The sequence below is a fragment of the Cellulomonas pakistanensis genome (assembly GCF_016862755.1).
In the GTDB taxonomy this organism is placed as follows: domain Bacteria; phylum Actinomycetota; class Actinomycetes; order Actinomycetales; family Cellulomonadaceae; genus Cellulomonas; species Cellulomonas pakistanensis.
The window spans coordinates 35,896-59,777 of record NZ_BONO01000014.1 but is presented as its reverse complement, the minus strand read 5'-3'; the positions used below and the strand labels follow the sequence as shown (position 1 = coordinate 59,777).

Below are 23,882 nucleotides of genomic sequence, written 5' to 3'. Positions count from 1 at the left end.
ACCGTGGTCCGCTGGTGTGCCGGGAAGTCTGGTCGGCTCCCCGCTCGGCGACCCTCCGCGCGGGGGTTCAGCCGCGACCCGGGGAGACCCATGCCGCACCACGACACGCCCACCCCCACGCCCGCACGCTCGCTCCGCGCCTGGGCGTCCCGGGAGACCACCGGCGGGGCCCTGCTCATCGCCGCCGCCGCGCTCGCCCTGGTGTGGGCCAACTCGCCGTGGCGGGACGCGTACCACGACGTGTCCTCCTGGACGGTCGGGCCCGAGGCCTGGCACCTCGACCTCGACCTCGCGCACTGGGCCGCCGACGGCCTGCTCGCGATCTTCTTCTTCACCGTCGGCCTCGAGCTGAAGCACGAGATCGTCGCCGGCAGCCTGCGCGACCCCCGGCGGGCCGCCGTGCCGGTGATCGCGGCGGTCGGCGGGATGGTCGTGCCTGCGGCGATCTACCTCGCCGTGGTCACCGCGGCGGGCGACGCGGGTGCCGCGCAGGGCTGGGCGGTGCCCACCGCCACGGACATCGCGTTCGCGCTCGCCGTGCTCGCGATCTTCGGGCGCGGGCTGCCGGTCGCGATCCGCACGTTCCTGCTCACCCTGGCAGTCGTGGACGACCTGCTCGCCATCATCGTGATCGCGGTCTTCTACTCCGACGGCGTCGCTCTCGGCGCCCTGGCGGTGTCGGTCGCGGCCGTGGCGCTGTTCGCGCTGCTGGTGCGGTCGCCGTACGTGCACCCCTGGCTGCTGTGGCCGCTCGGCCTCGTGGCGTGGGGCTTCATGCACGCGTCCGGCGTGCACGCCACCATCGCCGGCGTGCTGCTCGGCCTGACGGTGCCGGCGCGCGCCCGCGCCGGGGCGCCCGGGTCCCGGGCGCGGCGCTACGAACACGCCGTCCGGCCGTGGTCCGCCGCGCTGGCGCTGCCGCTGTTCGCGTTCTTCGCCGCGGGCGTCACGCTGGTGGACGGCGACGGCGTCGGCGGGGTGCTCGGCGAGCCCGTCGTGCTCGCCGTGGTGCTCGGCCTGGTGCTGGGCAAGGTGCTCGGCATCCTCGGCGCGGTCACCCTGGTCACGCGCGGGTCCGGCCTGCGGCTGCCCGAGGGCGTCGGCATCCGGGACCTCGCGCCGGTCGGGCTGCTCGCGGGGATCGGGTTCACGGTCTCGCTCCTGATCGCCGAGCTCGCGTTCGAGGGCGACGAGGGGATGGTCGGCGCCGCGAAGATCGCCGTGCTGGCGGGGACGGTGCTGTCGGCGACGGCGGCCGCCGTGCTCCTGCGGGTCGACGCGAGGCGCGCGCGGTCCGCGGACGAGAACGAGGACGGGGTGGTGGACGCGCCGCAGCCGGCGATCGAGGACGCGCCGCGCTGATCCCGGCCTCGGACGACGCACGACGCCCCCGGCACCGCGAGGGTGCCGGGGGCGCCGGTCGTGCGGGTCAGGCGCTACGGGAGCAGCCGTGACACCTGACGATCACACGTCGTAGTAGAGCTCGAACTCGTGCGGGTGCGGGCGCAGCCGGATCGGGTCGATCTCCGCGGACCGCTTGTAGTCGATCCAGGTCTGGATGAGGTCCGGGGTGAACACGTTGCCGGCGGTCAGCCAGTCGTGGTCGGCCTCGAGGTTGTCGAGCACCTCGCCGAGCGAGCCGGGGACCTGCGCGATCTGCGCGTGCTCCTCCGGGGGCAGCTCGTACAGGTCCTTGTCGACCGGCTCCGGCGGCTCGATCCGGTTCTGGATGCCGTCGAGGCCCGCCATCAGCATGGCGGCGAACGCCAGGTACGGGTTGGACGACGGGTCCGGCACGCGGAACTCGATGCGCTTGGCCTTCGGGTTCGAGCCGGTCACCGGGATGCGGATGCACGCGGAGCGGTTGCGGGCCGAGTAGACCAGGTTGACCGGCGCCTCGAAGCCCGGCACCAGGCGGTGGTAGGAGTTCACCGTCGGGTTGGTGAAGGCCAGCAGCGCCGGCGCGTGCTTCAGCAGGCCGCCGATGTACCAGCGGGCGATGTCGGACAGGCCGCCGTAGCCCTTCTCGTCGAAGAACAGCGGCTTGCCGTCCTTCCACAGGGACTGGTGCACGTGCATGCCCGAGCCGTTGTCGCCGAACAGCGGCTTCGGCATGAAGGTCGCGGTGCGGCCGTCGGCGTGCGCGACGTTCTTCACGACGTACTTGAACAGCTGCACCTTGTCGGCCGACTTGGCGAGCGTGTCGAAGCGGTAGTTGATCTCGGCCTGGCCGGCGGTGCCGACCTCGTGGTGCGCGCGCTCGATCTGGAAGTCGAGGGCGTCCAGCTGCAGCGAGATCTTGTCGCGCAGGTCGGCGAAGTGGTCGACCGGCGGGACGGGGAAGTAGCCGCCCTTGTAGGGGGTCTTGTGGCCGAGGTTGCCGCCCTCCTCGACGCGCGCAGTGTTCCAGGCGGCCTCGATGGAGTCGATCGAGTAGAACGAGGTGTTCTGCTTCGTCTCGAAGCGCACGTCGTCGAAGATGTAGAACTCGGCCTCGGGGGCGAAGAACGCCGTGTCCGCGATGCCGGTCGACCGCAGGTACGCCTCGGCCTTCGCGGCGACCTGGCGGGGGTCGCGCGTGTAGGGCTCGTCGGTGTACGGGTCGACGATGTGGAAGTTCAGGCAGAGCGTCTTCTCCGCGCGGAACGGGTCGACGAACGCCGTCGTCACGTCCGGGAGCAGCTTCATGTCCGACTCGTTGATCGCCTGGAAGCCGCGGATCGACGACCCGTCGAACATCTGGCCCTCGACGAAGAAGTTCTCGTCCACGGTCGCGGCCGGCACGTTGAAGTGCTGCATCACGCCGGGCAGGTCGCAGAACCGGACGTCGACGAACTTGACGTCCTCGTTCTTGATGAAGGCCAGGACTTCCTCTGGCGTGCTGAACATCCGCTGCTCCTCGGGTTGACGTGCCCTTGCCGGGCTCCGTCGAGGCTAGGGGTGCCCAGTTTCCCTGCGGTGTACCGATTGTTTCGGCCGTGTTACGCGACCCCCGATCGGTGTTGCGGGCAGGTGACGGCCCGGGACGGCGGGCGCACCGCCGCCGGTTACCGTTGACGCATGGTCGATCGCGAGGACGTCGGTTCGTGGCTCGAGGGGCCGCCGGTGGGGCGCGGCGGGGAGCCGAGCGGCACCCGCCTGGGGCTGCCCGCGTCGGGGAGCGGCTCGCTCGCGCCCCTCGGGCGCCGGCTGATCGCGCTGCTGGTCGACTGGTTCGCCTGCCTCGCGATCGCGAACGTCTTCCTGCCGGCCGACGCGCAGCAGCTGGGGACGCTGGCGATCTTCGCCGTCGAGAACGTGCTCCTGGTCGGCACGGTCGGCGGCACGCTCGGGCACCGGCTGCTCGGCATCCGGGTCCGCCGGGTGCGGCCGCCGCAGCTGCTCGTGCAGCGCGCCGGGGCGCCGGCGCCGGACCCCGGCCCGGACGCGCCGCCGAACCTGCTGCTCGCGCTCGTGCGCACCGTGCTGCTGTGCCTGGTGATCCCGGCCGTGGTGTGGGACGCCGACGGCCGCGGCCTGCACGACCGCTCCGCGGGCACGGCGATCGTCCGCCGCTGACCCGCGCGCCCTCGCCGCCTCGCCTCGCGCCCGGTCCGCCGAGACGGCAACTCTCGGCTGCGACGCGGTGGGCGGGCACAGCCGAGAGCTGCCATCTCGGCGTAGGGGCCCGGGAAGCAGGACGCGCCCGCACCCCCGAGGGGTGCGGGCGCGTCGCGCGTGCGGGCTCAGCGGCCGCGCATGCCCTTGCGGTCCGGGCGGACGCGCATCGGGTCGACGCCCTTCGGCACGGGCATCCGCACGGCGCCGAGCGCCTGGAGCCGCTTGACGACCTCCCCGACCTCGGCCTTGGTCAGCTGCGGCTTGAGGCGCTGCACCTTGCGGGCGAGCTGCGGCAGCGGGACCTGATCCTCCTCGCGGCCGACCTCCATGAGCGTGATCGGCACGCCGGGCAGGACGCGAGCGGTGCGCTTGCGCTCGGACTCGAGCAGCTTGCCGATGCGGTGCGCCGGGCCCTCGCCGACGAGCACGATGCCCGGTCGGCCGACGCCGCGGTAGACGAGGTCCTGCGTGCGCGGGGCGACGGCGACCGGCTCCTGCGCGAACGTCCAGCCGCGGCGGATGGTGCCGAGGGCGGACAGCGCGGCGCCCGGCTGGCCCTCGATGCGGGAGTACGCCGCGCGCTCGGCGCGGCGGGTCAGCATGAACATGGCGCCGAGCAGCGCGAACGGCAGGCTCAGCAGCAGCAGGTACCACCACGTGAGGAAGAACAGCGCCAGGACCTGGCCCAGCGCGATGACGCCGACGAACACCCCGAGGATCAGCCAGGTGACCGACGGGTCCTGCTGGCGGGTCATCTGGTACGCCTGCCAGACCTGGTGGTACCACCGGGTCTTCTTCACCTTCGCGGGCTTCGCGGCCGCGCCGGCGGTGGGGTTCTTCTCACGGGCCATGACCCGGGAGTCTACCGGCGCCCGGGGCCGCGCCGTCGCCCGGCGGGCGGCGGTCCCGGAGGGACGGCGCGCCGGCGCCGCCGCGCGGGACCGAGGTCCCTGGCGGGTGCCGCGCGCTCGGGGCGAGGCTGGTCGTCAGGGCGCGGCGCCGGTGCGGCGCCCGGGACGCGGGGGAGGCGGCCATGCGGGTCCTGGTGACGGTGGCGTCGCGGCACGGCGGCACGCGGGAGATCGGCGCCGAGGTCGCGGAGGTGCTCCGCGCGGCCGGGCACGACGTGGCGGAGGTCGAGCCCGACGACGTCGAGACGCTCGACGGGTACGACGCGGTGGTGCTCGGCTCGGCGGTCTACGTCGGCCGGCTCGCCGCGGCGCTGCGCGACCTGGTCGACCGGCAGGGCGCGCGGCTCGCCGCCCGGCCGACCTGGCTGTTCTGGTCGGGCCGCGTGGGGGAGCCGCCGCTGCCGGCCGGCGAGCCGGACGACGTGCGGGTCGTCGCCCGGCGGGTCGGTGCGCGCGACGTGGTGGCCTTCGGCGGCCGGCTGGAGCGCGACGGGCTCGGGCTGGCCGAGCGCGCGCTCGTCGCGATGATCGAGGCGCAGCCCGGCGACTTCCGGGACTTCGACGAGGTGGACGCGTGGGCGGCGCGGGTCGCGGCGGACCTCGGGAAGATCGAGCGGGTGGGGCGGGCGCCGCTGGCCTGAGTCCTCCGGCGCCCCGGGGCCCTCAGCGCCGCGCGACGATCAGCAGCAGCTCCCGGAGCTGGTCGACCTGCGCCGGCGTCAGCCCCTCGGTGACCATCGCCTCGGCGGCCTCGGGGTCGGACGCGGCGAGCACGGCCGCGCGTCCGGCGTCGGTGACGGAGATCTGCTGCTTGCGCCGGTCGGTGGCGTGCGCGGTGCGCTCGACGTAGCCGGACCGCTCCAGGCGGGCGATCACCCGGCTCATGGTCTGCTCGGTGACCTCGCACCGCGCGGCCAGCTCGGCCTGCGTGCGCGGGCCGCCGAGCAGGATGACCAGCACGGGCTGGCTCGCGTGGTTGAGGTCCCAGGACGCGAGGTGCGCGTTCCAGTCGCGCTCGACCCGGCGGGACGCGGCCGAGAGCAGGCGCCCGACGGGCCAGCCGCTGGGCTCGCGAGCCGCCATGGCGTCCCAGCGCGGGTGCCCGTGCGACCCTTCGCGATCCACTCGTCCTCCTCCTCGCGGGCGGTTGCCCCGGGCTCATGTTGCCGGATCCGCGCCCGTCCCGCATAGTGCTCAGCATGCTGAGGAATGGGGTCCGGGGGATCGGGCGAGGTCTGGTGGTGCTCGCGGTCGCGGCCGCGTGGCTCGCGGTGGCGGCCTTCGGGGGGATGGCCCAGGGACAGCTGTCCCAGGTGCAGACCAACGACTCGGCGGCGTTCCTGCCGTCGTCGGCGGAGTCCACCCGGGCGGCGGAGGCGTCCGCGGCGTTCACCGAGTCGGAGGCGCTGCCGGTGCTGGTGGTGCTCGAGGCCGAGGACGGCGGCGCGCTCGAGCCGTCGGCGATCGGCGACGTGCAGCCGGTGGTCGACGGGCTCGCCGACCTGGCGATCCCCGGCGCGGACCCGGCCGAGGGCGACCCCGCCACGCTGGGCGACGTGCTCACCGCCGACCCGGTCGTCGTGCCGTCCGAGGACGGCGAGGCGCTGCTCGTGCCGCTGTCGCTCGACGCAGAGGCGGCCGACGCGACGCTGGCGGACGACGAGAGCGTCGTCGGCGCCGTCGTCCAGGCGGTGCGGGACGCGCTCGCCGACGAGCTCGGCGCGACCGCCGACTCGGCGGGCGAGGCCGGGCTGCTCGCCTGGGTCACCGGGCCGGGCGGGTTCGTCGCCGACCTGACCAACGCGTTCGGCGGGATCGACGGCGTGCTGCTGCTCGTCGCGCTGGGCGCCGTGCTCGTGATCCTGGTGCTGGTCTACCGGTCGCCGTTCCTGCCGCTCGCGGTCATCCTCACCGCGGTGTTCGCGCTGTGCGCGGCCGCGCTGGCCGTCTACCACCTGGCCGACGCGGGGGCGCTGACCCTCAACGGCCAGGCCCAGGGCATCCTGTCGATCCTCGTGGTCGGGGCGTCGGTCGACTACGCGCTGCTGATCGTCGCCCGGTACCGCGAGGAGCTCCGGACGGTCGAGGCGCCGTCCGCCGCCATGCGCCGCGCGCTGCGCCGCAGCGTCGAGCCGATCACGGCCAGCGCCGGGACGGTGGTCGCCGGCCTGCTCTGCCTGCTGCTCTCCGACCTGGCTTCGAACCGCTCGCTCGGCCCGGTCGGCGCGCTCGGCATCCTCGCCGCGTACCTCGCGGCGTTCACGCTGCTCCCGCTGCTGCTGCTGGTCGCCGGCCGCCGGTCGCGGGTGCTGTTCTGGCCGCGGGTGCCGCGCGTCGCCGAGCCGGGCGCCCACGCCGTCGGGCGGGCGCACGACGAGCCCGCAGTGGCGGGGGAGGCCGCCGGTGTGGCGGCCCCGGCGCACGAGCACCACGGCGCCCACGCGCCCGCCGGCCACCCGGCGCCCGCGCAGGGGCTCTGGGGCCGGCTGGCCCGCGGGGTCGGCCGCCGCGACCGCCTGACCTGGGTCGTGACGACGGTCGTCCTGCTCGGCTGCGCGGCGTTCCTGCCGACGTTCCAGGCCTCCGGCACCAGCCAGGCCGACGTGTTCCTGACCGAAGTCGACGCGGTGGCGGGCGAGGAGGTGCTGGCCGACCACTTCCCGGCGGGCACCGTGCAGCCGGCGAACGTGATCGTGGCCCAGGACGAGGCCGAGGCGGTCGTCGAGGCCGCGCTCGGGGTCGACGGCGTCGTGTCGGCGGCGCCGTACACGGGGGCGTCGGCGGGCGTGCCGACCGGGGGCCCGGCGTCGGGCGGCGCGGAGGGCGCGCCGGCCGAGGCCGAGGAGCCGGTGGTCATCGACGGGAACGTGCGCGTCGACGTGGCCACGGAGGCCGCCGCGGACACCACCGAGGGCGTCGACACGGTGGAGCGGCTGCGGGACGCGGTGCACGAGGTCGCCCCCGACGCGCTGGTCGGCGGCGCGGCCGCGGAGACGCTGGACGCCCAGGACGCCGGCACGCGCGACCTGCGGGTGATCGTGCCGGTCGTGCTCGTCGTGATCCTGCTCATCCTCATGGTGCTGCTGCGGTCGGTGGTCGCGGCCGTGCTCCTGATGCTCGCCAACGTGCTGTCGTTCGCGGCGGCGCTCGGCGTCGCGGCGCTGGTGTTCGAGCACGTGCTCGACTTCCCGGGCGCCGACCCCGCGGTGCCGCTGTACGCGTTCACGTTCCTGGTCGCGCTGGGGGTCGACTACTCGATCTTCCTCATGACCCGGGTGCGGGAGGAGAGCGCCCGGATCGGCACCCGCGACGGCGTGCTGCGCGGGCTGGCGGTCACCGGCGGCGTCATCACGTCGGCGGGCGTCGTGCTCGCAGCCACGTTCGCGGCGCTCGGCGTGATCCCGCTGCTCTTCCTCGCGCAGCTGGCGTTCATCGTGGCGTTCGGCGTGCTGCTCGACACGCTGGTGGTGCGCAGCCTGCTCGTGCCGGCGCTCGTGCACGATGTCGGCCCGCGCACCTGGTGGCCGAGCCGGCTCGCCCGCGCGGAGGACCGGCCGCGCCGGGCCTAGGGTGGCGGCCATGACGGACGCGCTGCGGGTGGGACTGGTCGGCTACGGGTCCGCGGGGCGGGGCATCCACGCCCGGCTGCTCCGCGAGGTGGGCGCCCAGGTCGTCCGGGTCGTGACCCGGAACCCGGAGCGCGCCGCCACGGCCGGCCGCGAGTGGCCGGGCGTGGCGGTCGACCCGGACGTGGACGCGCTGCTCGCGCACGCCGGCGAGCTCGACGCGGTGGTGATCGCCAGCCCGACCGGCGACCACGTCGAGCACGTGACGCGGGCGCTCGCCGCCGGGGCGTTCGTCGTGGTCGACAAGCCGTTGGCGACGACCGCCGACGAGGCCGAGGCGCTCGCCCGGCTGGGTGCCGAGGCCGGCGGGCGGCTCACGGTGTTCCAGAACCGGCGCTGGGACCCCGAGCAGCTCACGCTGCGGGCCCTGCTGGCGGCCGGCGAGCTCGGCGCCGTGCACCGGTTCGAGCGCCGCTGGGAGCGCTGGCGTCCCGTGCCGCAGGACCGGTGGAAGGAGAACGACACCCGGGCCGGCGGCCTGCTGCTCGACCTCGGGGCGCACCTGGTCGACTCCGCGGTGCAGCTGTTCGGTCCGGTCGCCTCGGTGCACGCCGAGCTCCGGAGCCTCACGACCCCCGCCGAGGACGACGTGTTCCTCGCGCTCACGCACGCCGGGGGCCCGGACGGGCCGGCGGTGATCAGCCACCTGCAGGCCGGCGGGCTGGTCGGCGCGCCCGGGCCGCGGACGCGCGTGCTCGGCGACCGGGGCGCGTACCTGGTGACGAGCTTCGAGGGCGAGGCGTCGCCGTTCTCGGTCCTCGACGCCGGCGACGACGGGCGCGAGGGCTGGCTGGTGCGCGGCGACGAGCGGGCGCCCGTGCGGCGCGCCCCGGGCGGGCACGAGGACTTCTACCGGGCGGTCGAGGCCTGGGTCCGGGGAGCCGGGCCCGTCCCGGTCGACCCGGCGGACGCGGTGGTCACGGCCCGGGTCCTGGACGCGGCGCGGGTCTCCGCCCGCGAGCAGCGCGTGGTGCGCCTGGACGCGTAGCGCCCGAGTCGCCGGCCCTCGACGTCGAGATCGCAGAAGATGCCGGCTTCGCGGCGCTGAACCCCGCGTCTGCTGCAATCGCGGCGCCGGCGCCGGCGCCGGCGTTGTCGCGGGCGCGGGCGGGCGCGGTCAGCCCAGGACGTACTGCGCGGCAGCCTCCGGGGTGGGGTGGGCGTGCGCGAAGCCCGAGGCCGTCAGCGCGGCCGGGACCACGCGCAGGCTGCCGAGGATCTCCTCGGAGAACTGGCCCAGCGCGATCCGCAGCGCGAACCCCGGGACCGGGAGCATCGCGGGTCGGTGCGCGCGGGCGGCGAGCGCGCGGACGATCTCCAGCTCGGTCGCCGGCTCGGCCGTGAGGTTCACCGGCCCGCTCACCGGCGCCTCCAGCAGGTGCAGGATCGCGCGCACCTCGTCCTCCAGGCTGATCCAGGACCAGTACTGCCGCCCGCTGCCGAGCGGCCCGCCGAGCCCCAGCTCGATCAGCGGGAGCAGCCGCCCGAGCGCCCCGCCCGACGGCGCGAGCACGATCCCCGTGCGCAGGAACGCGACCCGGACGCGCGGGTCGGCGACGGCGGGCGCCGCGGCGGCCTCCCACTGCCGCACGACCTCGGCGAGGTAGGACGTGCCGTACGGCTCCTCCTCGGTGACCCGGGTGTCCCCGCGGTAGCCGTACGCGCCGGTCGCCGAGCCCTGCAGCAGCACGCGCGGCGGGTCGTCGAGCGCCGCGATCGTGCGCGCGATCAGCCCGGTCGTCCGGGTGCGCGACTGCAGCACGACCTGCTTGCGCGCGGGCGTCAGCCGCTTGTCGCCGACGCCCGCGCCGGCGAGGTTCACCACCGCGTCCGAGCCCGCGAGCACCGCCGGGTCGAGCACGCCGGCGTCGGGGTCCCAGGTGCGCTCGTCGGGGTTCCGCGGCGCGCGACGGACGAGCCGCCGCACCTCGTGGCCCTCCGCGCGCAGCCGCGCGACCAGCGCCGTCCCGATGAGTCCGCTCGACCCCGCCACCACCACGATCATGCGGCCGACCCTACGGCCGCACGGGCGGCGGGGCGCGGTGGGGGGGTGGCCGTGACGTGCGCGGACGGTGCCGCGCGGGGCCCTAGGGTGGGTCGGCATGGACGCCGAGCAGCCGGTCTCCGCCGGGCCGCAGCAGCCCCTCGCGGTCGTGGCCGCCGAGGCGGGCGTGTCCGTGCCCACGGTGTCGAAGGTGCTGAACTCCCGCCCGGACGTCGCCGCGGCGACCCGGGAGCGCGTGACGGCGGTGCTGGCCAGGCACGGGTACGCGGTGCGGCCGTCGGGCAGCCGGCGCACCGGGTTCGTCGACCTGCGGGTGGTCGACCTGGACAGCACGTGGGCGGAGGCCGTCGTGCGCGGAGCGGCGCGGGCGGCGGCGCGGCTCGGCGCCGACCTCGTCGTCACCGTCGACTCCGACCCCGGGTCCGGGTCGGGCGGCACGTGGGTCCGGCACGCCCTGCGCCGGGGGACCGACGGGCTGGTGAGCGTCGTCGGCGTCCCGGACGAGGGCGCGCGCACCGACCTCGCGCGGGCGGGCGTGCCGCTGGTGGTCGTCGACCCGCGGACCCGGCCCGACCCCGAGCTGCTCGCCGTCGCGGCCACGAACTTCCGCGGCGGGCTCGACGCGACCGCGCACCTGGTCGGGCTCGGGCACCGGCGGGTCGCGACGATCACCGGGCCGCAGGACCAGGACAACGCGGTGGCGCGGCTCGCCGGGTACCGGACGGCGCTGATCCAGGCCGGGCTCGCCGTCGACGAGGGGCTCGTCCGCGGCGGCGCGTACGGGGTGGACGCGGGCTTCCGCGCCGCCGAGGTGCTGCTGCGCGCCGACGACCCGCCCACCGCGGTGTTCGCCGCGTCGGACGACACGGCGATCGGGGTGCTGCGGGCCGCCCGCGAGTACGGGGTCCGGGTGCCCGAGGACCTGTCGGTGGTCGGGTTCGACGACCAGCCCGTGGCCGCGTGGCTCGACCCGGCGCTGACGACCGTGCGGCAGCCGCTCGACGAGATGGGCGACGCCGCGGTGACGCTCGTGCACCGGGCCCGGGAGGGCGGCGGGGCGCACGCGCACCTCGAGCTGGCGACCCGCCTGGTCGTCCGCGCCTCCACCGCCCCACCGCCGCGCGGCTGACCGCTTCTTCGCCACGCCCACCCCTCGCCACGCCCACCCCGTGCCGCGCCCACCCCTCGCCACGCCCACCCCGTGCCGCGCGCGCCGCGCGCACCGCGCGCCGCGCGCACCGCACACCCCGCGCACCCCGCGCGCACCGGCGCCGAGTCTCCGATGTCGGACTGCGGTGCGCGGGTGCAGGGCAGTCGGACTCCGGAGACTCGGCGTCAGGGCGTCAGGGCGTCAGGGCGTCAGGGCGGCGCGTCGGCGCCTCGGCGCCTCGGCGGCGTCACCGCGCCGCGCCGCGGCGGCGCGCCGCGAGCAGGCCGCCGCCGGCCGCCAGGGCGCCGAGCGCCGCCAGCAGCGCCAGCGCCGCGTGCGCGCCGGTCACCGCCAGCGGACCGCCGGCCGCCCCGCCCGCCGCCGCTCGTCGCCCGCGGGGGCCGCGGCGCCAGCCGCCGGGTCGTCCGCCCCGGGCTGGACCACCCCCGGGTCGACGTCGCCCGGCGCGGAGCCGCCGGGGTCGCCCGGGCCGCCCGCGTCGCGCACCGTCACCGTGACCGCCCCGCCCGGCACCGTGACGCCGGCGTCGTTGGTCGTCGACAGCGTCAGCGCGTGCACCCCGGCGCCCGGCGGGGTCGCGACGTCGCACGCCCACGCGCCGTCGGCGTCGACGTCCGCCGTGCACCAGACCACGCCGTCGGCGCCGGTGACGGTCAGGTGCGCGCCGGGCTCGCCGGTGCCGGCCAGCCGGGTCACCGCGTCGACCGTCGACCCGGGCGCCGGCTCGGTCAGCACGGGCGCGACGGGCGTGGCCGCGGACGAGAACACCTCCTGCGCCAGCACCGGCCTGAGGTTCTGCTCCATGTCGGGGCCGACGACGTAGTCGCGCACCAGCCCGTCGCGCAGGTGGTTGCCGATCGCCGCGACGATCATCGACTGGTCGAGCGACAGGTAGCGCTCGGCGACGACGCCGGACCGCACGGCCACGGAGTCGTAGAACCCGCCGGCCCCGTACCCGTCGAGGTCCCGCGCGATGTTCTTCAGGTTGTCGATCACGCCGCGCGTGTCGTACTCCAGTCCGAGGAACGCGGCGTGCGGCGTCACGACGCCGTCGCCGAACTCCGGGTCCGGGTTGGTCGCCTCGCGGCAGCCCGCGAAGCCGAGGTCGACGTCGGTCGTGCCGTCCGACAGGTAGCCGTCGGACCGCATGCCGAGCACGTCCACGCCGTACTCCGCGTAGCCGCCGTGCGGGTTGCTCGCGGGGGAGAAGCCCCAGTAGCCGTAGCCGGCCTCGTCGAGGCCGTGCCGCTTCTGCGCCTCGACGACCAGCGGGTGGTTGACGCCCCAGGACCGCGGCGCCCACTCCGACTCGGGCACCAGCATGTCGGGCATGAGCGCCTCGAACATCGAGCCGCCCCAGCCGGGCACCAGCGCCAGCTCGTCGTAGTGGTAGACGCCCTCGTAGACGGGGACGCCGTCGTAGGAGCGGGTCACGCCGCTCGGGCGCTGCTCCTGCCACGACCAGTCGCAGGTCGACGGGAAGGTCCGGTACGTGCCCCAGTAGGCCTCTGCGGGGATCTCGCCGTCCGTGATGCCGAGGTACAGCGCGATCCGGGTCTCGGAGACCGTCGTGTCGTAGTGGTGGCAGGTGTAGTAGACGGTCGCGCCGCCGGTGTAGTTCCCGGGGACCGAGCAGCCGGAGGGCTCCTCGTCCCAGAATCCGCCGCGGATCAGCCCGACGCCCAGGTCGGGGCGGCCCTCCGGGTTGTAGTAGACGCCGAAATGCATGGAGTCGTAGAGCGCGGTGGCCTCGTCCGCGAGCCTCGGCTCCGCGGACGCGACGACCCGCAGCGCCGCCGCGAGCCAGCCGTTGTCGACGGACGACAGGAAGTGCTCGACCGGGTCGCCGCTGTCCGGCCAGGTGTCGACGCGGTCGCCGGTGGCCGGGTCGTACCAGTTGTAGAACATCCCGGATTCGTCGTGCCGGTCCAGGCCCTCGAGCGTCTCGAGGGTGGTCGTCATCCGGGCGCGGGCCTCGTGCCGGCTCATCAGCCCGAGGTCGCGGGCGACGACGGTCGACCACAGGTAGCCGCCGATGTTCGTCGGCGAGGTGTACGCGCTGGCGGTGGCCGGGTCGAGGTCGCCGCCGATGTTGTCGGCGACCAGGCCCGTGTCCGGGTCGGTCATCGCGTCGAGCGAGTCGTACGTGTCGGCGAGCCAGGTGCGGAGCTGGCGCACGTCGCGCCCGCCGCCGTGGCCGCCGCCGTGCCCGCCGCCGCGGGCCAGGTCCGTCGGCTGCTGCGGCGCGGCGGACGCGGCGGTCGGCGCGAGCACTGCGCCCGCCCCGGCCAGCAGGGCGGCCAGCCCCGCGGCGAGGGCCCGGCGCCGTCGGGGCCGGGCGGGCGGTTCGGGGGAGTCGGGCCGGCGCCGGTCGACGGCGCGGGGTGCTGCTCGCATCGGGTCACGTCCTCGTGGTCCGGGGTGCCGAAATTTCGACACCCGTTGTCGAAAGAGCGCCAGCACGGTAGTCGGCCCCCGCGACCGGGTCAACGGGTCCGGGAACGCCGACGCCCCGGCGACCGCGTGGGTCGCCGGGGCGTCGGTGCGCGCGTCAGACGGTGCTCAGAGGCCGACCTCGGCCTCGAACGCGCCCTCCTCGATCCGCTGCTTCACGGTCATGAGGTACCGGGAGGCGTCCGCGCCGTCCACCAGGCGGTGGTCGTACGACAGGGCCAGGTAGCACATCGACCGGATCGCGATGACCTCCTCGCCGTCCGCGCCCTTGACGACGACCGGGCGCTTGACGATCGCGCCGGTGCCGAGGATCGCGGAGGTGCCGCCGGGGACGATCGGCGTGTCGAACAGCGCGCCGCCCGAGCCGGTGTTGGTCACCGTGAAGGTCGCGCCGGACAGCTCGTCCGGGGTGACCTTGTTGGCGCGGGTGCGGCCGGCGAGGTCGGCGATCTTGCGGCCGATGCCCGCCAGGTTGAGGTCGCCGGCGTCGCGGATGACCGGCACGACCAGGCCGCGCTCGGTGTCCACCGCGATGCCGATGTTCTCGGTCCCGTGGTAGGTGATCTCCTTGCCCTCGAGCACGCCGTTGATCTTCGGGTGGACCTTGAGCGCCTCGACCGCGGCCTGCACGAAGAACGGCAGGAACGTGAGGTTGACGCCCTCGCGGGCCTTGAAGGAGTCCTTCGCCCTGGCGCGGAGCTTCGCGACCTTGGTGACGTCGACCTCGACCACGGAGGTCAGCTGCGCCTGGCTGTGCAGGGCGTCGACCATGCGCTCGGCGATGACCTGGCGCAGGCGGCTGGCCTTCTCGGTCGTGCCGCGCAGCGGCGACGGCTCGGCCGGCTTGCCGGCGGCCGGGGCCGACGGCGCCGACGGGGAAGCGGCCGGGGCCTGCTGGGCGGCGGCGGCCTTGGCGGCCTCCTCCGCCTTCGCGGCGGCCTCGAGCACGTCCTCCTTGCGGATGCGGCCGCCCACGCCGGTGCCGGTCAGGGTCGACGTGTCGACGCCCTTCTCGGCGGCCAGCTTGCGGACCAGCGGCGTGAGGTACGAGCCCTGGGCCTGCGCCGGGGCGGCCTGCTGCTGCGGGGCCGGGGCCGACTCCTGCTGCGGGGCCGGGGTCGACTGCTGCTGCGTCGGGGCGGGCACCGGCGCCGGGGTCGGGGCGGGGGCCTCCTCCGGGGCGGCGGCCTGCGGCGCGGCCTCGGTCACCGCCGGTGCGGCGGCCTGGGCGGCGCCGTCCTGCGACTGGCCCGACGCGGCGGGCGCGGAGCCCGAGCCGATCACGGCGAGCGGGGCGCCGACCTCGGCGGTCTCGTCCTCGCCGACCAGGATCTGCTGCAGCGTGCCGGCGAACGGCGACGGGACCTCGGTGTCGACCTTGTCCGTGGAGATCTCGAGCAGCGGCTCGTCGACCTCGACGGTGTCGCCGACCTGCTTCAGCCAGCGGGTGACGGTGCCCTCGGTGACGGACTCGCCGAGCGCCGGCAGGGTGACCTGCTGGCCGTCGCCGGAGTCCTGCGCCTCGGCGGCCGGCGCGGGGGCGGGCTGCTCGGTGGCGGGGGAGGCGGACTCGGCCTCGGGGGACGGGGAGCCGTAGCCCTCGCCCTGCGTGGTGGCGCCGGTCTGGGCCGGGGCCTCCTGCTGCTGCTCGGCGGGCTGCTCCGCCGGGGCCTCCTGGGCCGGGGCGGAGTCGCCGCCCGCGCCGGAGCCGTCGCCGATCACGGCCAGGACGGCGCCGACCTCGGCGGTCTCGTCCTCCTGGACCAGGATCTGCTCGAGCGTGCCGGCGAACGGCGACGGGACCTCGGTGTCGACCTTGTCGGTCGAGATCTCGAGCAGGGGCTCGTCGACCTCGACGCGGTCGCCCACGTTCTTGAGCCAGCGGGTGACGGTGCCCTCGGTGACGGACTCGCCGAGAGCGGGAAGCTGCACGTTGTCGGACATGACCGCTCGTGTCTCCTTCGAAGTTCGTGTGGTCAGTTGTGGGCGTGCAGCGGCTTGCCGGCGAGCGCCAGGTGCGCCTCGCCGAGAGCCTCGTTCTGCGTCGGGTGGGCGTGCACGAGCGCCGCGACGTCCTCGGGGTAGGCCTCCCAGTTCACGATGAGCTGGCCCTCGCCGATGAGCTCGCCGACGCGCGCGCCGATCATGTGGACGCCGACGACCGGCCCGTCCTTCTGGCGCACGAGCTTGATGAAGCCCTGCGTCGCGAGGATCTGGCTCTTGCCGTTGCCGCCCAGGTTGTACTCCAGGGTCTCGATCGCGTCGGCCCCGTGCACCTCCTTGGCCTTCGCCTCGGTCAGGCCGACGGACGCGACCTCCGGGTCGGAGTAGGTGACGCGCGGGATGCCCGACTCGACGATCGGCTGCGGGTTGAGGCCCGCGATCTCCTCGGCGACGAAGATGCCCTGGGCGAAGCCGCGGTGCGCGAGCTGCAGGCCCGGGACGATGTCGCCGACCGCGTAGATGTTGCCGACGCCGGTGTGCAGGCGCTCGTTCGTGATGACGAAGCCGCGGTCCAGCGTGAGGCCCTGCTCCTCGTAGCCCAGGTCGGCGGTGCGAGGGCCGCGGCCGACGGCGACGAGCAGGAGGTCGGCGTCGAACGTCTTGCCGTCCTCGAGCGACACGTGCACGCCGTCGTCGTCCTGGGTCACGCCGGAGAACCGGACGCCCAGGTTGAAGTTGATGCCGCGCTTGCGGAACTGGCGCTCGAACGCCTTGGACAGCGCCTCGTCCTCGTTCGGGACCAGGTGGGGGAGCGCCTCGATGATCGTGACGTCCACGCCGAACGACTTCCACACGCTCGCGAACTCGGAGCCGATGACGCCGCCGCCGAGGATGATCGCGGACTTCGGGACGTAGTCGAGCTTGAGCGCCTGGTCCGAGGTGATGACGCGGCCGGCGATCTCCAGGCCGGGCAGCGACCGGGCGTACGAGCCGGTGCCGAGGATGACGTGGCGGCCGGTGACGCGCTCGCCGTTGACCTCGACGGTGTCCTGGCCCACGAGCTTGCCGTAGCCCTCGAACACGGTGATCTTGCGGGACTTGATCAGGCCCTGCAGGCCCTTGTAGAGCCGGCCGATGACCGAGTCCTTGTAGGCGTTCACGCCGTTCATGTCGATGCCCGTGAGCTGCGTCTGCACGCCGAAGTGCGCGCCGTCGCGGGCGTTGTCGGCGAGCTCCGCCGCGTGGAGCAGGGCCTTGGTGGGGATGCAGCCGTTGTGCAGGCAGGTGCCGCCGACCTTGTCGCCCTCGATCAGGGCGACGCTGAGGCCGAGCTGGGCACCGCGGAGCGCAGCCGCGTAGCCGCCACTCCCTCCGCCCAGGACGACGATGTCGAAAGCGGATCCGGTCGTGTCGGACACGTGAAGACTCCTCCGGCGCAGACATAGGGGAACGCGGTTGTTCCCGGCTCATCTTGTCATCCCCGCGTAGGCCGGACGACCCAGATGACCGGTGCCCCCGTGTGATTCTCGGAACAGTCATCCCATGTCTTGGCCACGGAGGGGCGCCGGCCCGCGCGCGCACCGCCGGCGCAGGTCCGGCGCCCGGGTGAATCCCAGCCTGCTCGCAGGGTCCGCCGTTAGGCTCCCCGCATGGGTCTGTTCTCCCGCCTCCGCCGCCAGGCCGCGACCGCGCCGGACGCGCCGCCCGCGGGCCGCGCCGCGCGCGAGGAGACCGTCGAGCACTTCCGCGAGTTCGCGCGCACCCGGGTCGGCGTCGAGGCGTACCTCGAGCCGCAGACGAACGTCACCCAGACCACCCTCATGCTCATCGCGACCGACGGGGAGTGGACCCGCCGCCGCGTGCCGGACGGGCGCGCCGGGTGGGACATCGCGCAGCAGCTCGGCCTGCCGTTCTACGACGTGCAGCGCACGGGGTACCCCCAGCGGATGCGCGACTGGAACAGCCGGCAGCGCATCGAGCGCCAGCGCGCCCAGCGCGAGCGCGCGGCGCGCCGGGCGGCCGACCCCCGCTGACCCGGGCGGCGCGGCGCTGACGGCGGGCGGCGCGGCGGGCGCCGACTTCGGGCGCCGACGGCGGGCGCGGACTTCGGTGCCTCGCACCGACGTCGGACCCTGCACCCACCGGACTCGGCGGGAACCACCGACGTGGGCGCGCGCCGGGCGGCCGACCCGCGCTGACGCGAGCGACCCACGTCGGCGCGAGCAGCCGTGCGCGCTGGCCCTATCTCGCTGGGTGCGCGCCGGGGCGCCCCGTGCGCCGCGTGCGCGCTGGGACGCTGGGGCGCCGCGTGAGCGCCGGCTCGCCGGGTGCGCGCCGGGGTGCCGTGGGCGTCGGGTCGAGCGCGCGCCCGGAGACGCCGACGCCCGGCGTCCCCGAGGGGAACGCCGGGCGCTCGGGCGTGCGCGGCGGGCGTCAGCGGACCGCGCGGGCCTCGATCAGCGCGAGGAGCGTGCGGACGCCCACGCCGGTGCCGCCGACGGGCGTGTAGCCGAACGCGGCCTTCTCGTTGAACGCCGGGCCGGCGATGTCGAGGTGCGCCCACGGCGTCGAGCCGACGAACTCCTGCAGGAACAGCCCGGCGGTGAGCATGCCGCCGAACCGGTCGCCGATGTTGGCGATGTCCGCGACCTTCGACTTGAGCCCGGCGCGCAGGTCGGCGGGCAGCGGCATCGGCCAGAACGCCTCGCCCGCCGCGCCCGCCGCGTCGACGACCTCGGTGCGGGTGGAGTCGTCGCCCATGACGGCGGAGACGCGCGGGCCGAGCGCGACGAGCTGCGCGCCGGTGAGCGTCGCGATGTCGAGCACGACGTCCGGCTTCTCCTCGACGGCGGCGACCAGGCCGTCCGCCATGACCAGGCGGCCCTCGGCGTCGGTGTTCAGCACCTCGACGGTCTTGCCGCCGCGGATGGTCAGCACGTCGGACGGGCGCTGCGCGGTGCCGGACGGCATGTTCTCGGCGAGGCAGAGCCAGCCGGTGACGGCGACCGGGAGCTCGAGCCGCGCGGCGGCGAGCACCGTGTGCAGCACGGCGGCGGCGCCGGCCATGTCGGACTTCATCGCGTCCATGCCCGCGGCGGGCTTGATCGAGATGCCGCCGGAGTCGAACGTGATGCCCTTGCCGACGAGCGCGACCTTCGCGGCCGGGCGGGACGGCGTGTAGGCGACCTTGACCAGGCGCGGCGGGCGGGCCGAGCCCTGGCCGACGCCGAGGATGCCGCCGTAGCCGCCGGCGGCCAGCGCCTTCTCGTCGAGGACGGTGACCTTGACCTTGGCGCCGGTCTCCTTGACCGCGGCCTTGGCGGCGTCGGCGAACGCGGCCGGGAACAGGTCGTTCGGCGCGGCGTTCACCAGGTCGCGCACGCCGTGCACGGCGGCGGCGAGCACCTCGGCGCGGGCGACGGCCTTGGTGACGGCCTTGTCGCGGGCGCGCGGGGTCAGCACGGTGATCTCGGCGGCCGGGGCGGCGGCGTCCGCGTCGGCGGAGCGGTACCGGGTGTACGCGTAGGCGCCGAGCAGCGCGCCCTCGGCGACCGCGGCGACCTGCTCGGCGTCCTCGGCCGGCAGCGCGACCGCCACGGCCGTCGCACCGGTCAGCTCGCGCAGGGCGGCGCCCGCGGCGCGGCGCAGGGTCTCGGCCTCGGGCACCGCGCCCTCGAGCGCGCCGACGCCGGTCAGCACGACGGCCTTCGCGGCGAGCTTGCCCGCGGCGGGCAGGCGGCGGACCTCGTCCGCGGCGCCGGTGATGCCGAGCACGCCGGCGAGGTCGGCGACCTGGCGCACGGTCTCGGACGGCAGCCAGTCGGCGCCGACGAGGCGGGGCCCGGCGGGGCTGCTGGCGACCGCGACGACGAGGGCGTCGGCGGTCTGGCGGGCGGGGTTCGCGGAGGTCAGCGTCACTCGGGGCACCCGCCGATGCTAGCGCCGCCGCCGGGTACCGTGGGGCCCCGTGATCCCGGTCCTGCTCTACGCCGTCGCCGCGGCGGCCCTCGCGCTCGCCGCCTGGGCCCTGGTGTTCGCGGTCCGCGACCGCGCCGTGGTGCTCCGGCAGCTGTGGGGCGCGGCGGTCGTCGAGGGGCTCATGCTCGTCCAGGCGGTCGTCGCGGGGATCCAGCAGGCGACCGGGACCGAGGTCGCGGAGCCCGTCGTGTTCTGGGGCTACGTCGTCACCCAGCTGATCCTGCTGCCGGCCGCCGCGCTGTGGGCGTTCGCCGAGCGCACCCGGTGGTCGTCGGTCGTGCTGCTGGTCGCGGCCGTCGCGGTGGCGTTCCTGCAGCTGCGGCTCGACCAGACCTGGGCCGGCGCGTGACCACCCCCGACCCGGCCGCCCCGGGGCCCGCCGCCCCGGGCCCCGCCGCCCCGGGCCCCGCCGCCCCCGGCACCGGCGCACCCGAGAGCACCGCCTCCGGCCCCGGCCGCGTGCTCGTCGCCGTCTACGGCGTGTTCGCGCTCGCCGCGACCGCCCGCGCCGGCTACCAGCTGGTCGCCAAGTTCGACGAGGCCCCGCTCGCGTACCTGCTGTCCGCCCTGGCGGCGCTCGTCTACGTCGTCGCCACCCTCGCCCTGGCGCGCGACCGGCGGACCGCCGCGTGGGCGGCCGTCGGCGTCGAGCTGGTCGGCGTGCTCGCGGTCGGCACGCTGTCGCTGCTCGACCCGGGCGACCTGCCGGACGCGACGGTGTGGTCCGGGTTCGGCGAGGGGTACGGCTACGTGCCGCTCGTGCTGCCGTTCCTCGGCGTCGCGTGGCTGTGGCGCACCCGCCCGCGGGCCGGCCGCGCTCCGGCCGTCGGACGGTCCCGGCCGGCCGGCTCGCCGGACCAGTAGGTTGGCTGTCGTGTACGGCCTCCTCTTCCGCCAGGTCTTCGCCCGCATCGACCCCGAGCAGGCGCACCACCTGGCGTTCCGCGCCATCCGCGTCGCCTCCCGCGTCCCCGTCGTCAGCGGCGTCCTGCGCGCCGCGCTCGCCCCGCCGCCGTCCGCGGCGGTGCGGGTGCTCGGCCGCACCTTCCCGTCGCCGTTCGGCCTCGCGGCGGGCTTCGACAAGAACGCGGTCGGGGTGCCGGGCCTGACGATGCTCGGCTTCGGGTTCGTCGAGGTCGGCACGGTCACCGCCCACGGGCAGCCCGGGAACGAGGCGCCGCGGCTGTGGCGCGTGCTCGACCGCCGGGGCCTGCGCAACCGGATGGGCTTCAACAACGAGGGCGCCGCGGCCGTCGCCGAGCGCCTGCGCCGCCTGCGGTCGACCGCGTCGGGCCGGGCGCTCGTCGTCGGCGTGAACATCGGCAAGACGAAGGTGACCCCGGCCGAGGACGCGCCCGACGACTACGCGACGAGCGCCGGCCTGCTCGCGCCGTACGCCGACTACCTCGTCGTGAACGTGTCCTCGCCGAACACGCCCGGCCTGCGCGACCTGCAGTCCGTCGACGCCCTGCGCCCGATCCTGCAGGCGGCGCGCGCCGCGGCGGACGAGTCGGCCGCGATCGCGGGGCGCCCGCGGGTGCCGCTGCTGGTCAAGATCGCCCCCGACCTCGCGGACGCCGACGTGGACGCGGTCGCCGACCTGGCCGCCGAGCTCGGCCTGGACGGCGTGGTCGCGGTGAACACGACGATCGCGCACGACCTCGGCCCCGGTGGCCTGTCCGGGCCGCCGCTGCTCGACCGCGGCCTCGCGGTCGTCGCCCGGCTCCGCGAGCGGCTCGGCGCCGACCGGGTCGTCATCGGCGTCGGCGGCATCACGACGCCCGCGGACGCGCGCGCCTACCTCGAGGCGGGCGCGGACCTCGTGCAGGGGTACACCGGGTTCATCTACGAGGGCCCGTTCTGGGCCGCGCGGATCGGGCGGGCCCTCGGGCGCGACGGGTCGGCGCGCCGCGGCGCCGCACCCGCCCGCACCCCGGGTGCGCCCGCGTGACCGCCCTGCACCCGCAGTGGGCCTGGGAGCTGGCCGACGCGTCCGGCGGGGTCCTCGACCGCCCGCTGTCGCCCGTGTTCGGCACCCGGTACGACGCGGAGGAGTGGTTCGGTGCGCACTGGCGGTCGCTGCGCGACCAGGGCGTCGCGTCGGTGGTGCTGCGGAACGACGGCGCCGCGGTGCCGCCGCGGTACGACCTCGGGTCGGTGCCCGAGCAGATGACGGTGCGGCCGCGGGACTGACCGCGGACGACACGCCGGCGCGCCGCCGGGCCGCGGGTGCCAGGCCTCGCAGCAGGTGGCCGCCGGCCGGCCCTGCGAGACGTCAGTCGCGGTCGAGCGACCACAGCAGGATCTCCTGCTCCACGGCCGCGCGGGGCCCCCAGAAGGACAGGCCTTCTTCGGTGCGACGCCAGGCGACCGTCCCGTCGCCGCCCCAGCTGGTGGCGCCCCACTCCAGCCCGGGTTCCTCAGAGGTGCTCGCGGACCCGTTGGCCGACCCGACCTCGAACTTGCGACCATCGGGGAACAGGAGAGTCGAGCCCTCCAGGCTGCAGTCGGTGTGCGCAGCGAGCTCCTCGACCGGGAGCTTCTTCGCCTCGGGGCACGGAGGCAGCTGTCCCCGCACGTCGACGCCGCCCGGGGTGCACGCGGCCGCGACGAGCACGGCCAGACCAAGACCGGTGGCCCCGGTACGCCGGCGCAGCGCGGCACCGCGCGCCACCGTCGCCACGCGCTGGTGCGCGGATCTGGGTCGGTGCACCTAGACCAGCCCCGCCGTCGCCCCGGGGAGCCCGCCCGCGACCGGCGCCGCGTCCCCCTGCCCCGGCGCGCCCAGCGCCGCCCACGCCAGCGCCAGCCCGTCGACCGCCCGGCGCAGCTCGTCCGGCTCGACCGTGAACGGCAGCCGCAGCCGGTCCTCGAGCCCGCCGTCGACCCCGAACGCCGGCCCGGGCGCCACCCGCACCCCGTGGGCCAGCGCCAGCGCGCTGAGCGCGGACGACACCGGCGCGCCCAGGTCCACCCACAGCGCCTGCCCGCCGCGCGGCACGGCGAACCGCCACGCCGGCAGCCGCTCCGCGAGCAGCCGCGCGAGCAGGTCCCGGCCGGCGCGCAGCCGGTCGCGGCGGTCGGCGAGCGGTCCGTCGCCGAGCCGCAGCAGCTCGACCGCGACCAGCTGGTCCAGCACCGCCGTGCCCAGGTCGGCGCTGCGCCGGGCCAGCGCCAGCCGGGCCACGAGGTCCGCCGGGCCGCGCAGCCAGCCGACCCGCAGCCCGCCCCAGTGGCTCTTCGACATCGACCCGATCGCCACGACCCGGGCGGCGCGGCCGTCGCCCGACCAGGACGCGGGCTCGGGCCCTGCCAGCGTGAGGTCGGTCAGCACCTCGTCGCCGGCGACGACCGTCCCGGTCCGCCGCGCCAGCGCGCGCACCCGCTCCCGGCCCTCGGCGGACATCGTCGCCCCGGTCGGGTTGTGGTGGTCGGGGACGAGGTAGACGAGGCGGGGCGCGACCTGGCGCACGGTCGACTCCAGCAGGTCGAGGTCGGTCCCGTCCCGCCCGGTCGGCACGGGCACGGGGCGCGCGCCGGCCGCCCGGGCCGCGTCGATGGCGTGCGGGTAGGTCGGCTGCTCGACGACGACGCGGTCGCCCGGTCCCGCGTGCGTCCGCACGAGCAGCGCGATCGCGTGCTGGGCGCCGGTCGTCACGAGGACCTGGTCCGGCGTCGTCGGGGTGCCGCGGGCGGTGTACCGGTCGGCGATCGCCGCGCGGAGCACGTCGAGGCCCAGCGGGGCGTACCCGTGGCCGGCGTGCCGGGGCAGGGCGTCGACGGCCCGGCGGGCGGCGTCGTGCAGCTCCCGCGGCGCGGGGCAGGCGGCGATCGTCAGGTCGACGACCCCGTCGGCGGCGAGCGGCCGGTGCAGCGGCAGCGCGTCGCCGGCCCGGGCGCGGTCCTCGGGCAGCGCGGTGACCGTGCCGGAGCCCTGGCGGCTCACCAGGTACCCCTCGTCCCGCAGCAGCCCGTACGCTCCCGAGGTCGTCGTGCGGGACACCCCGAGCGCGGTCGCCAGCTCCCGCTCGCCGGGCACGCGGGTGGCGAGCGGCAGGTCGCCGGCCAGGACGGCGCGACGCACGGCGTCGGCGAGCGCGGCGTACGCGGGGCCCGGGCGGCGCCAGCTGCCGAGCACGGTGGCCAGCCCGGTGCCGCCGATCCGGCGGTCGGAGACGAGGAGCGTGGACATG

At 76.1% G+C, this 23,882-nt stretch carries 22 protein-coding genes; 11 read left to right on the top strand and 11 right to left on the bottom strand.

Annotated features, from left to right (window positions below; genetic code table 11):
• The first annotated feature begins 90 nt into the window (after positions 1-90).
• A complete protein-coding gene (gene nhaA, locus Cpa01nite_RS10505) occupies positions 91-1,362 on the top strand; it encodes a Na+/H+ antiporter NhaA (protein WP_203668710.1) in 1,272 nt (423 codons plus the stop codon).
• A 102-nt stretch (positions 1,363-1,464) separates the two neighbouring features.
• Here nhaA and glnA read toward each other — a convergent pair whose 3' ends face one another.
• Positions 1,465-2,889, bottom strand: a complete 1,425-nt coding sequence (glnA, locus tag Cpa01nite_RS10500; protein WP_203668709.1) for a type I glutamate--ammonia ligase — start codon at positions 2,887-2,889, stop codon at positions 1,465-1,467.
• Positions 2,890-3,060: 171 nt separating this feature from the next.
• On the opposite strand from glnA, the gene Cpa01nite_RS10495 reads away from it, so the two are divergent.
• Positions 3,061-3,558, top strand: a complete 498-nt coding sequence (locus Cpa01nite_RS10495) for an RDD family protein (RefSeq protein ID WP_203668708.1) — start codon at positions 3,061-3,063, stop codon at positions 3,556-3,558.
• A 167-nt stretch (positions 3,559-3,725) separates the two neighbouring features.
• Here Cpa01nite_RS10495 and Cpa01nite_RS10490 read toward each other — a convergent pair whose 3' ends face one another.
• Complete coding sequence (locus tag Cpa01nite_RS10490) at positions 3,726-4,451, bottom strand: DUF4191 domain-containing protein (RefSeq protein WP_203668707.1); 726 nt, start codon at positions 4,449-4,451, stop codon at positions 3,726-3,728.
• A 182-nt stretch (positions 4,452-4,633) separates the two neighbouring features.
• On the opposite strand from Cpa01nite_RS10490, the gene Cpa01nite_RS10485 reads away from it, so the two are divergent.
• Complete coding sequence (locus tag Cpa01nite_RS10485) at positions 4,634-5,152, top strand: flavodoxin domain-containing protein (RefSeq protein WP_203668706.1); 519 nt, start codon at positions 4,634-4,636, stop codon at positions 5,150-5,152.
• Between the two features lie 22 nt (positions 5,153-5,174).
• On the opposite strand, the gene Cpa01nite_RS10480 is transcribed toward Cpa01nite_RS10485, so the two are convergent.
• Positions 5,175-5,636, bottom strand: a complete 462-nt coding sequence (locus Cpa01nite_RS10480; protein WP_239068699.1) for a MarR family winged helix-turn-helix transcriptional regulator — start codon at positions 5,634-5,636, stop codon at positions 5,175-5,177.
• 74 nt (positions 5,637-5,710) lie between these two features.
• Between Cpa01nite_RS10480 and Cpa01nite_RS10475 the strand changes: the two genes are divergently transcribed.
• Together Cpa01nite_RS10475 and Cpa01nite_RS10470 are read left to right on the top strand one after the other, a co-directional pair.
• Positions 5,711-8,080: an MMPL family transporter gene (locus tag Cpa01nite_RS10475; RefSeq protein ID WP_239068698.1), complete on the top strand. Its 2,370-nt coding sequence runs from the start codon at positions 5,711-5,713 to the stop codon at positions 8,078-8,080.
• A gap of 10 nt (positions 8,081-8,090) precedes the next feature.
• A complete protein-coding gene (locus Cpa01nite_RS10470) occupies positions 8,091-9,125 on the top strand; it encodes a Gfo/Idh/MocA family protein (protein WP_203668704.1) in 1,035 nt (344 codons plus the stop codon).
• 129 nt (positions 9,126-9,254) lie between these two features.
• Here Cpa01nite_RS10470 and Cpa01nite_RS10465 read toward each other — a convergent pair whose 3' ends face one another.
• The gene (locus tag Cpa01nite_RS10465) at positions 9,255-10,142 is read right to left on the bottom strand and encodes a TIGR01777 family oxidoreductase (RefSeq protein ID WP_203668703.1); all 888 of its coding nucleotides are present in this window, start codon (positions 10,140-10,142) and stop codon (positions 9,255-9,257) included.
• Positions 10,143-10,239: 97 nt separating this feature from the next.
• Here Cpa01nite_RS10465 and Cpa01nite_RS10460 point away from each other — a divergent pair, with 97 nt between their 5' ends.
• Positions 10,240-11,271, top strand: a complete 1,032-nt coding sequence (locus Cpa01nite_RS10460) for a LacI family DNA-binding transcriptional regulator (protein WP_203668702.1) — start codon at positions 10,240-10,242, stop codon at positions 11,269-11,271.
• Between the two features lie 268 nt (positions 11,272-11,539).
• Here the strand turns inward: Cpa01nite_RS10460 and Cpa01nite_RS10455 are convergent, their stop codons facing one another.
• From Cpa01nite_RS10455 to lpdA, 4 genes are all read right to left on the bottom strand, one after another.
• Positions 11,540-11,641 (bottom strand): LPXTG cell wall anchor domain-containing protein, encoded by a 102-nt coding sequence (locus Cpa01nite_RS10455; RefSeq protein ID WP_203668701.1) that lies wholly within the window; start codon positions 11,639-11,641, stop codon positions 11,540-11,542.
• Positions 11,638-13,710, bottom strand: coding sequence for a glucoamylase family protein (locus Cpa01nite_RS10450; protein ID WP_203668700.1), 2,073 nt, complete (start codon positions 13,708-13,710; stop codon positions 11,638-11,640). Before Cpa01nite_RS10450 ends, Cpa01nite_RS10455 begins: the two co-directional genes overlap by 4 nt.
• A gap of 165 nt (positions 13,711-13,875) precedes the next feature.
• On the bottom strand, positions 13,876-15,711 hold the full coding sequence (sucB, locus tag Cpa01nite_RS10445; RefSeq protein ID WP_203668699.1) for a 2-oxoglutarate dehydrogenase, E2 component, dihydrolipoamide succinyltransferase: 1,836 nt from the start codon (positions 15,709-15,711) through the stop codon (positions 13,876-13,878).
• Positions 15,712-15,743: 32 nt separating this feature from the next.
• Positions 15,744-17,129: a dihydrolipoyl dehydrogenase gene (gene lpdA, locus Cpa01nite_RS10440; RefSeq protein ID WP_203668698.1), complete on the bottom strand. Its 1,386-nt coding sequence runs from the start codon at positions 17,127-17,129 to the stop codon at positions 15,744-15,746.
• A gap of 231 nt (positions 17,130-17,360) precedes the next feature.
• On the opposite strand from lpdA, the gene Cpa01nite_RS10435 reads away from it, so the two are divergent.
• Complete coding sequence (locus Cpa01nite_RS10435; RefSeq protein ID WP_203668697.1) at positions 17,361-17,744, top strand: oxidoreductase; 384 nt, start codon at positions 17,361-17,363, stop codon at positions 17,742-17,744.
• A 400-nt stretch (positions 17,745-18,144) separates the two neighbouring features.
• On the opposite strand, the gene Cpa01nite_RS10430 is transcribed toward Cpa01nite_RS10435, so the two are convergent.
• A complete protein-coding gene (locus Cpa01nite_RS10430) occupies positions 18,145-19,638 on the bottom strand; it encodes a leucyl aminopeptidase (protein ID WP_203668696.1) in 1,494 nt (497 codons plus the stop codon).
• A 40-nt stretch (positions 19,639-19,678) separates the two neighbouring features.
• Between Cpa01nite_RS10430 and Cpa01nite_RS10425 the strand changes: the two genes are divergently transcribed.
• From Cpa01nite_RS10425 to Cpa01nite_RS10410, 4 genes are read left to right on the top strand one after another with little or no spacing between them, the layout of a single operon-like run.
• The gene (locus Cpa01nite_RS10425) at positions 19,679-20,038 is read left to right on the top strand and encodes a hypothetical protein (protein ID WP_203668695.1); all 360 of its coding nucleotides are present in this window, start codon (positions 19,679-19,681) and stop codon (positions 20,036-20,038) included.
• Positions 20,035-20,553 (top strand): hypothetical protein, encoded by a 519-nt coding sequence (locus Cpa01nite_RS10420; protein ID WP_373307387.1) that lies wholly within the window; start codon positions 20,035-20,037, stop codon positions 20,551-20,553. Before Cpa01nite_RS10425 ends, Cpa01nite_RS10420 begins: the two co-directional genes overlap by 4 nt.
• Before the next feature lie 10 nt (positions 20,554-20,563).
• Positions 20,564-21,640, top strand: coding sequence for a quinone-dependent dihydroorotate dehydrogenase (locus Cpa01nite_RS10415; protein ID WP_203668694.1), 1,077 nt, complete (start codon positions 20,564-20,566; stop codon positions 21,638-21,640).
• A complete protein-coding gene (locus Cpa01nite_RS10410) occupies positions 21,637-21,882 on the top strand; it encodes a hypothetical protein (protein WP_203668693.1) in 246 nt (81 codons plus the stop codon). The genes Cpa01nite_RS10415 and Cpa01nite_RS10410 overlap by 4 nt, the downstream gene beginning before the upstream one ends.
• Before the next feature lie 82 nt (positions 21,883-21,964).
• On the opposite strand, the gene Cpa01nite_RS10405 is transcribed toward Cpa01nite_RS10410, so the two are convergent.
• Both Cpa01nite_RS10405 and yczR read right to left on the bottom strand, forming a co-directional pair.
• Entirely contained in the window at positions 21,965-22,402 is a 438-nt protein-coding gene (locus tag Cpa01nite_RS10405; protein WP_203668692.1) for a hypothetical protein, read from the bottom strand.
• Entirely contained in the window at positions 22,403-23,881 is a 1,479-nt protein-coding gene (gene yczR / locus Cpa01nite_RS10400) for a MocR-like transcription factor YczR (protein ID WP_203668691.1), read from the bottom strand. It abuts the gene before it with no gap.
• Between the last annotated feature and the right edge of the window lies 1 nt (position 23,882).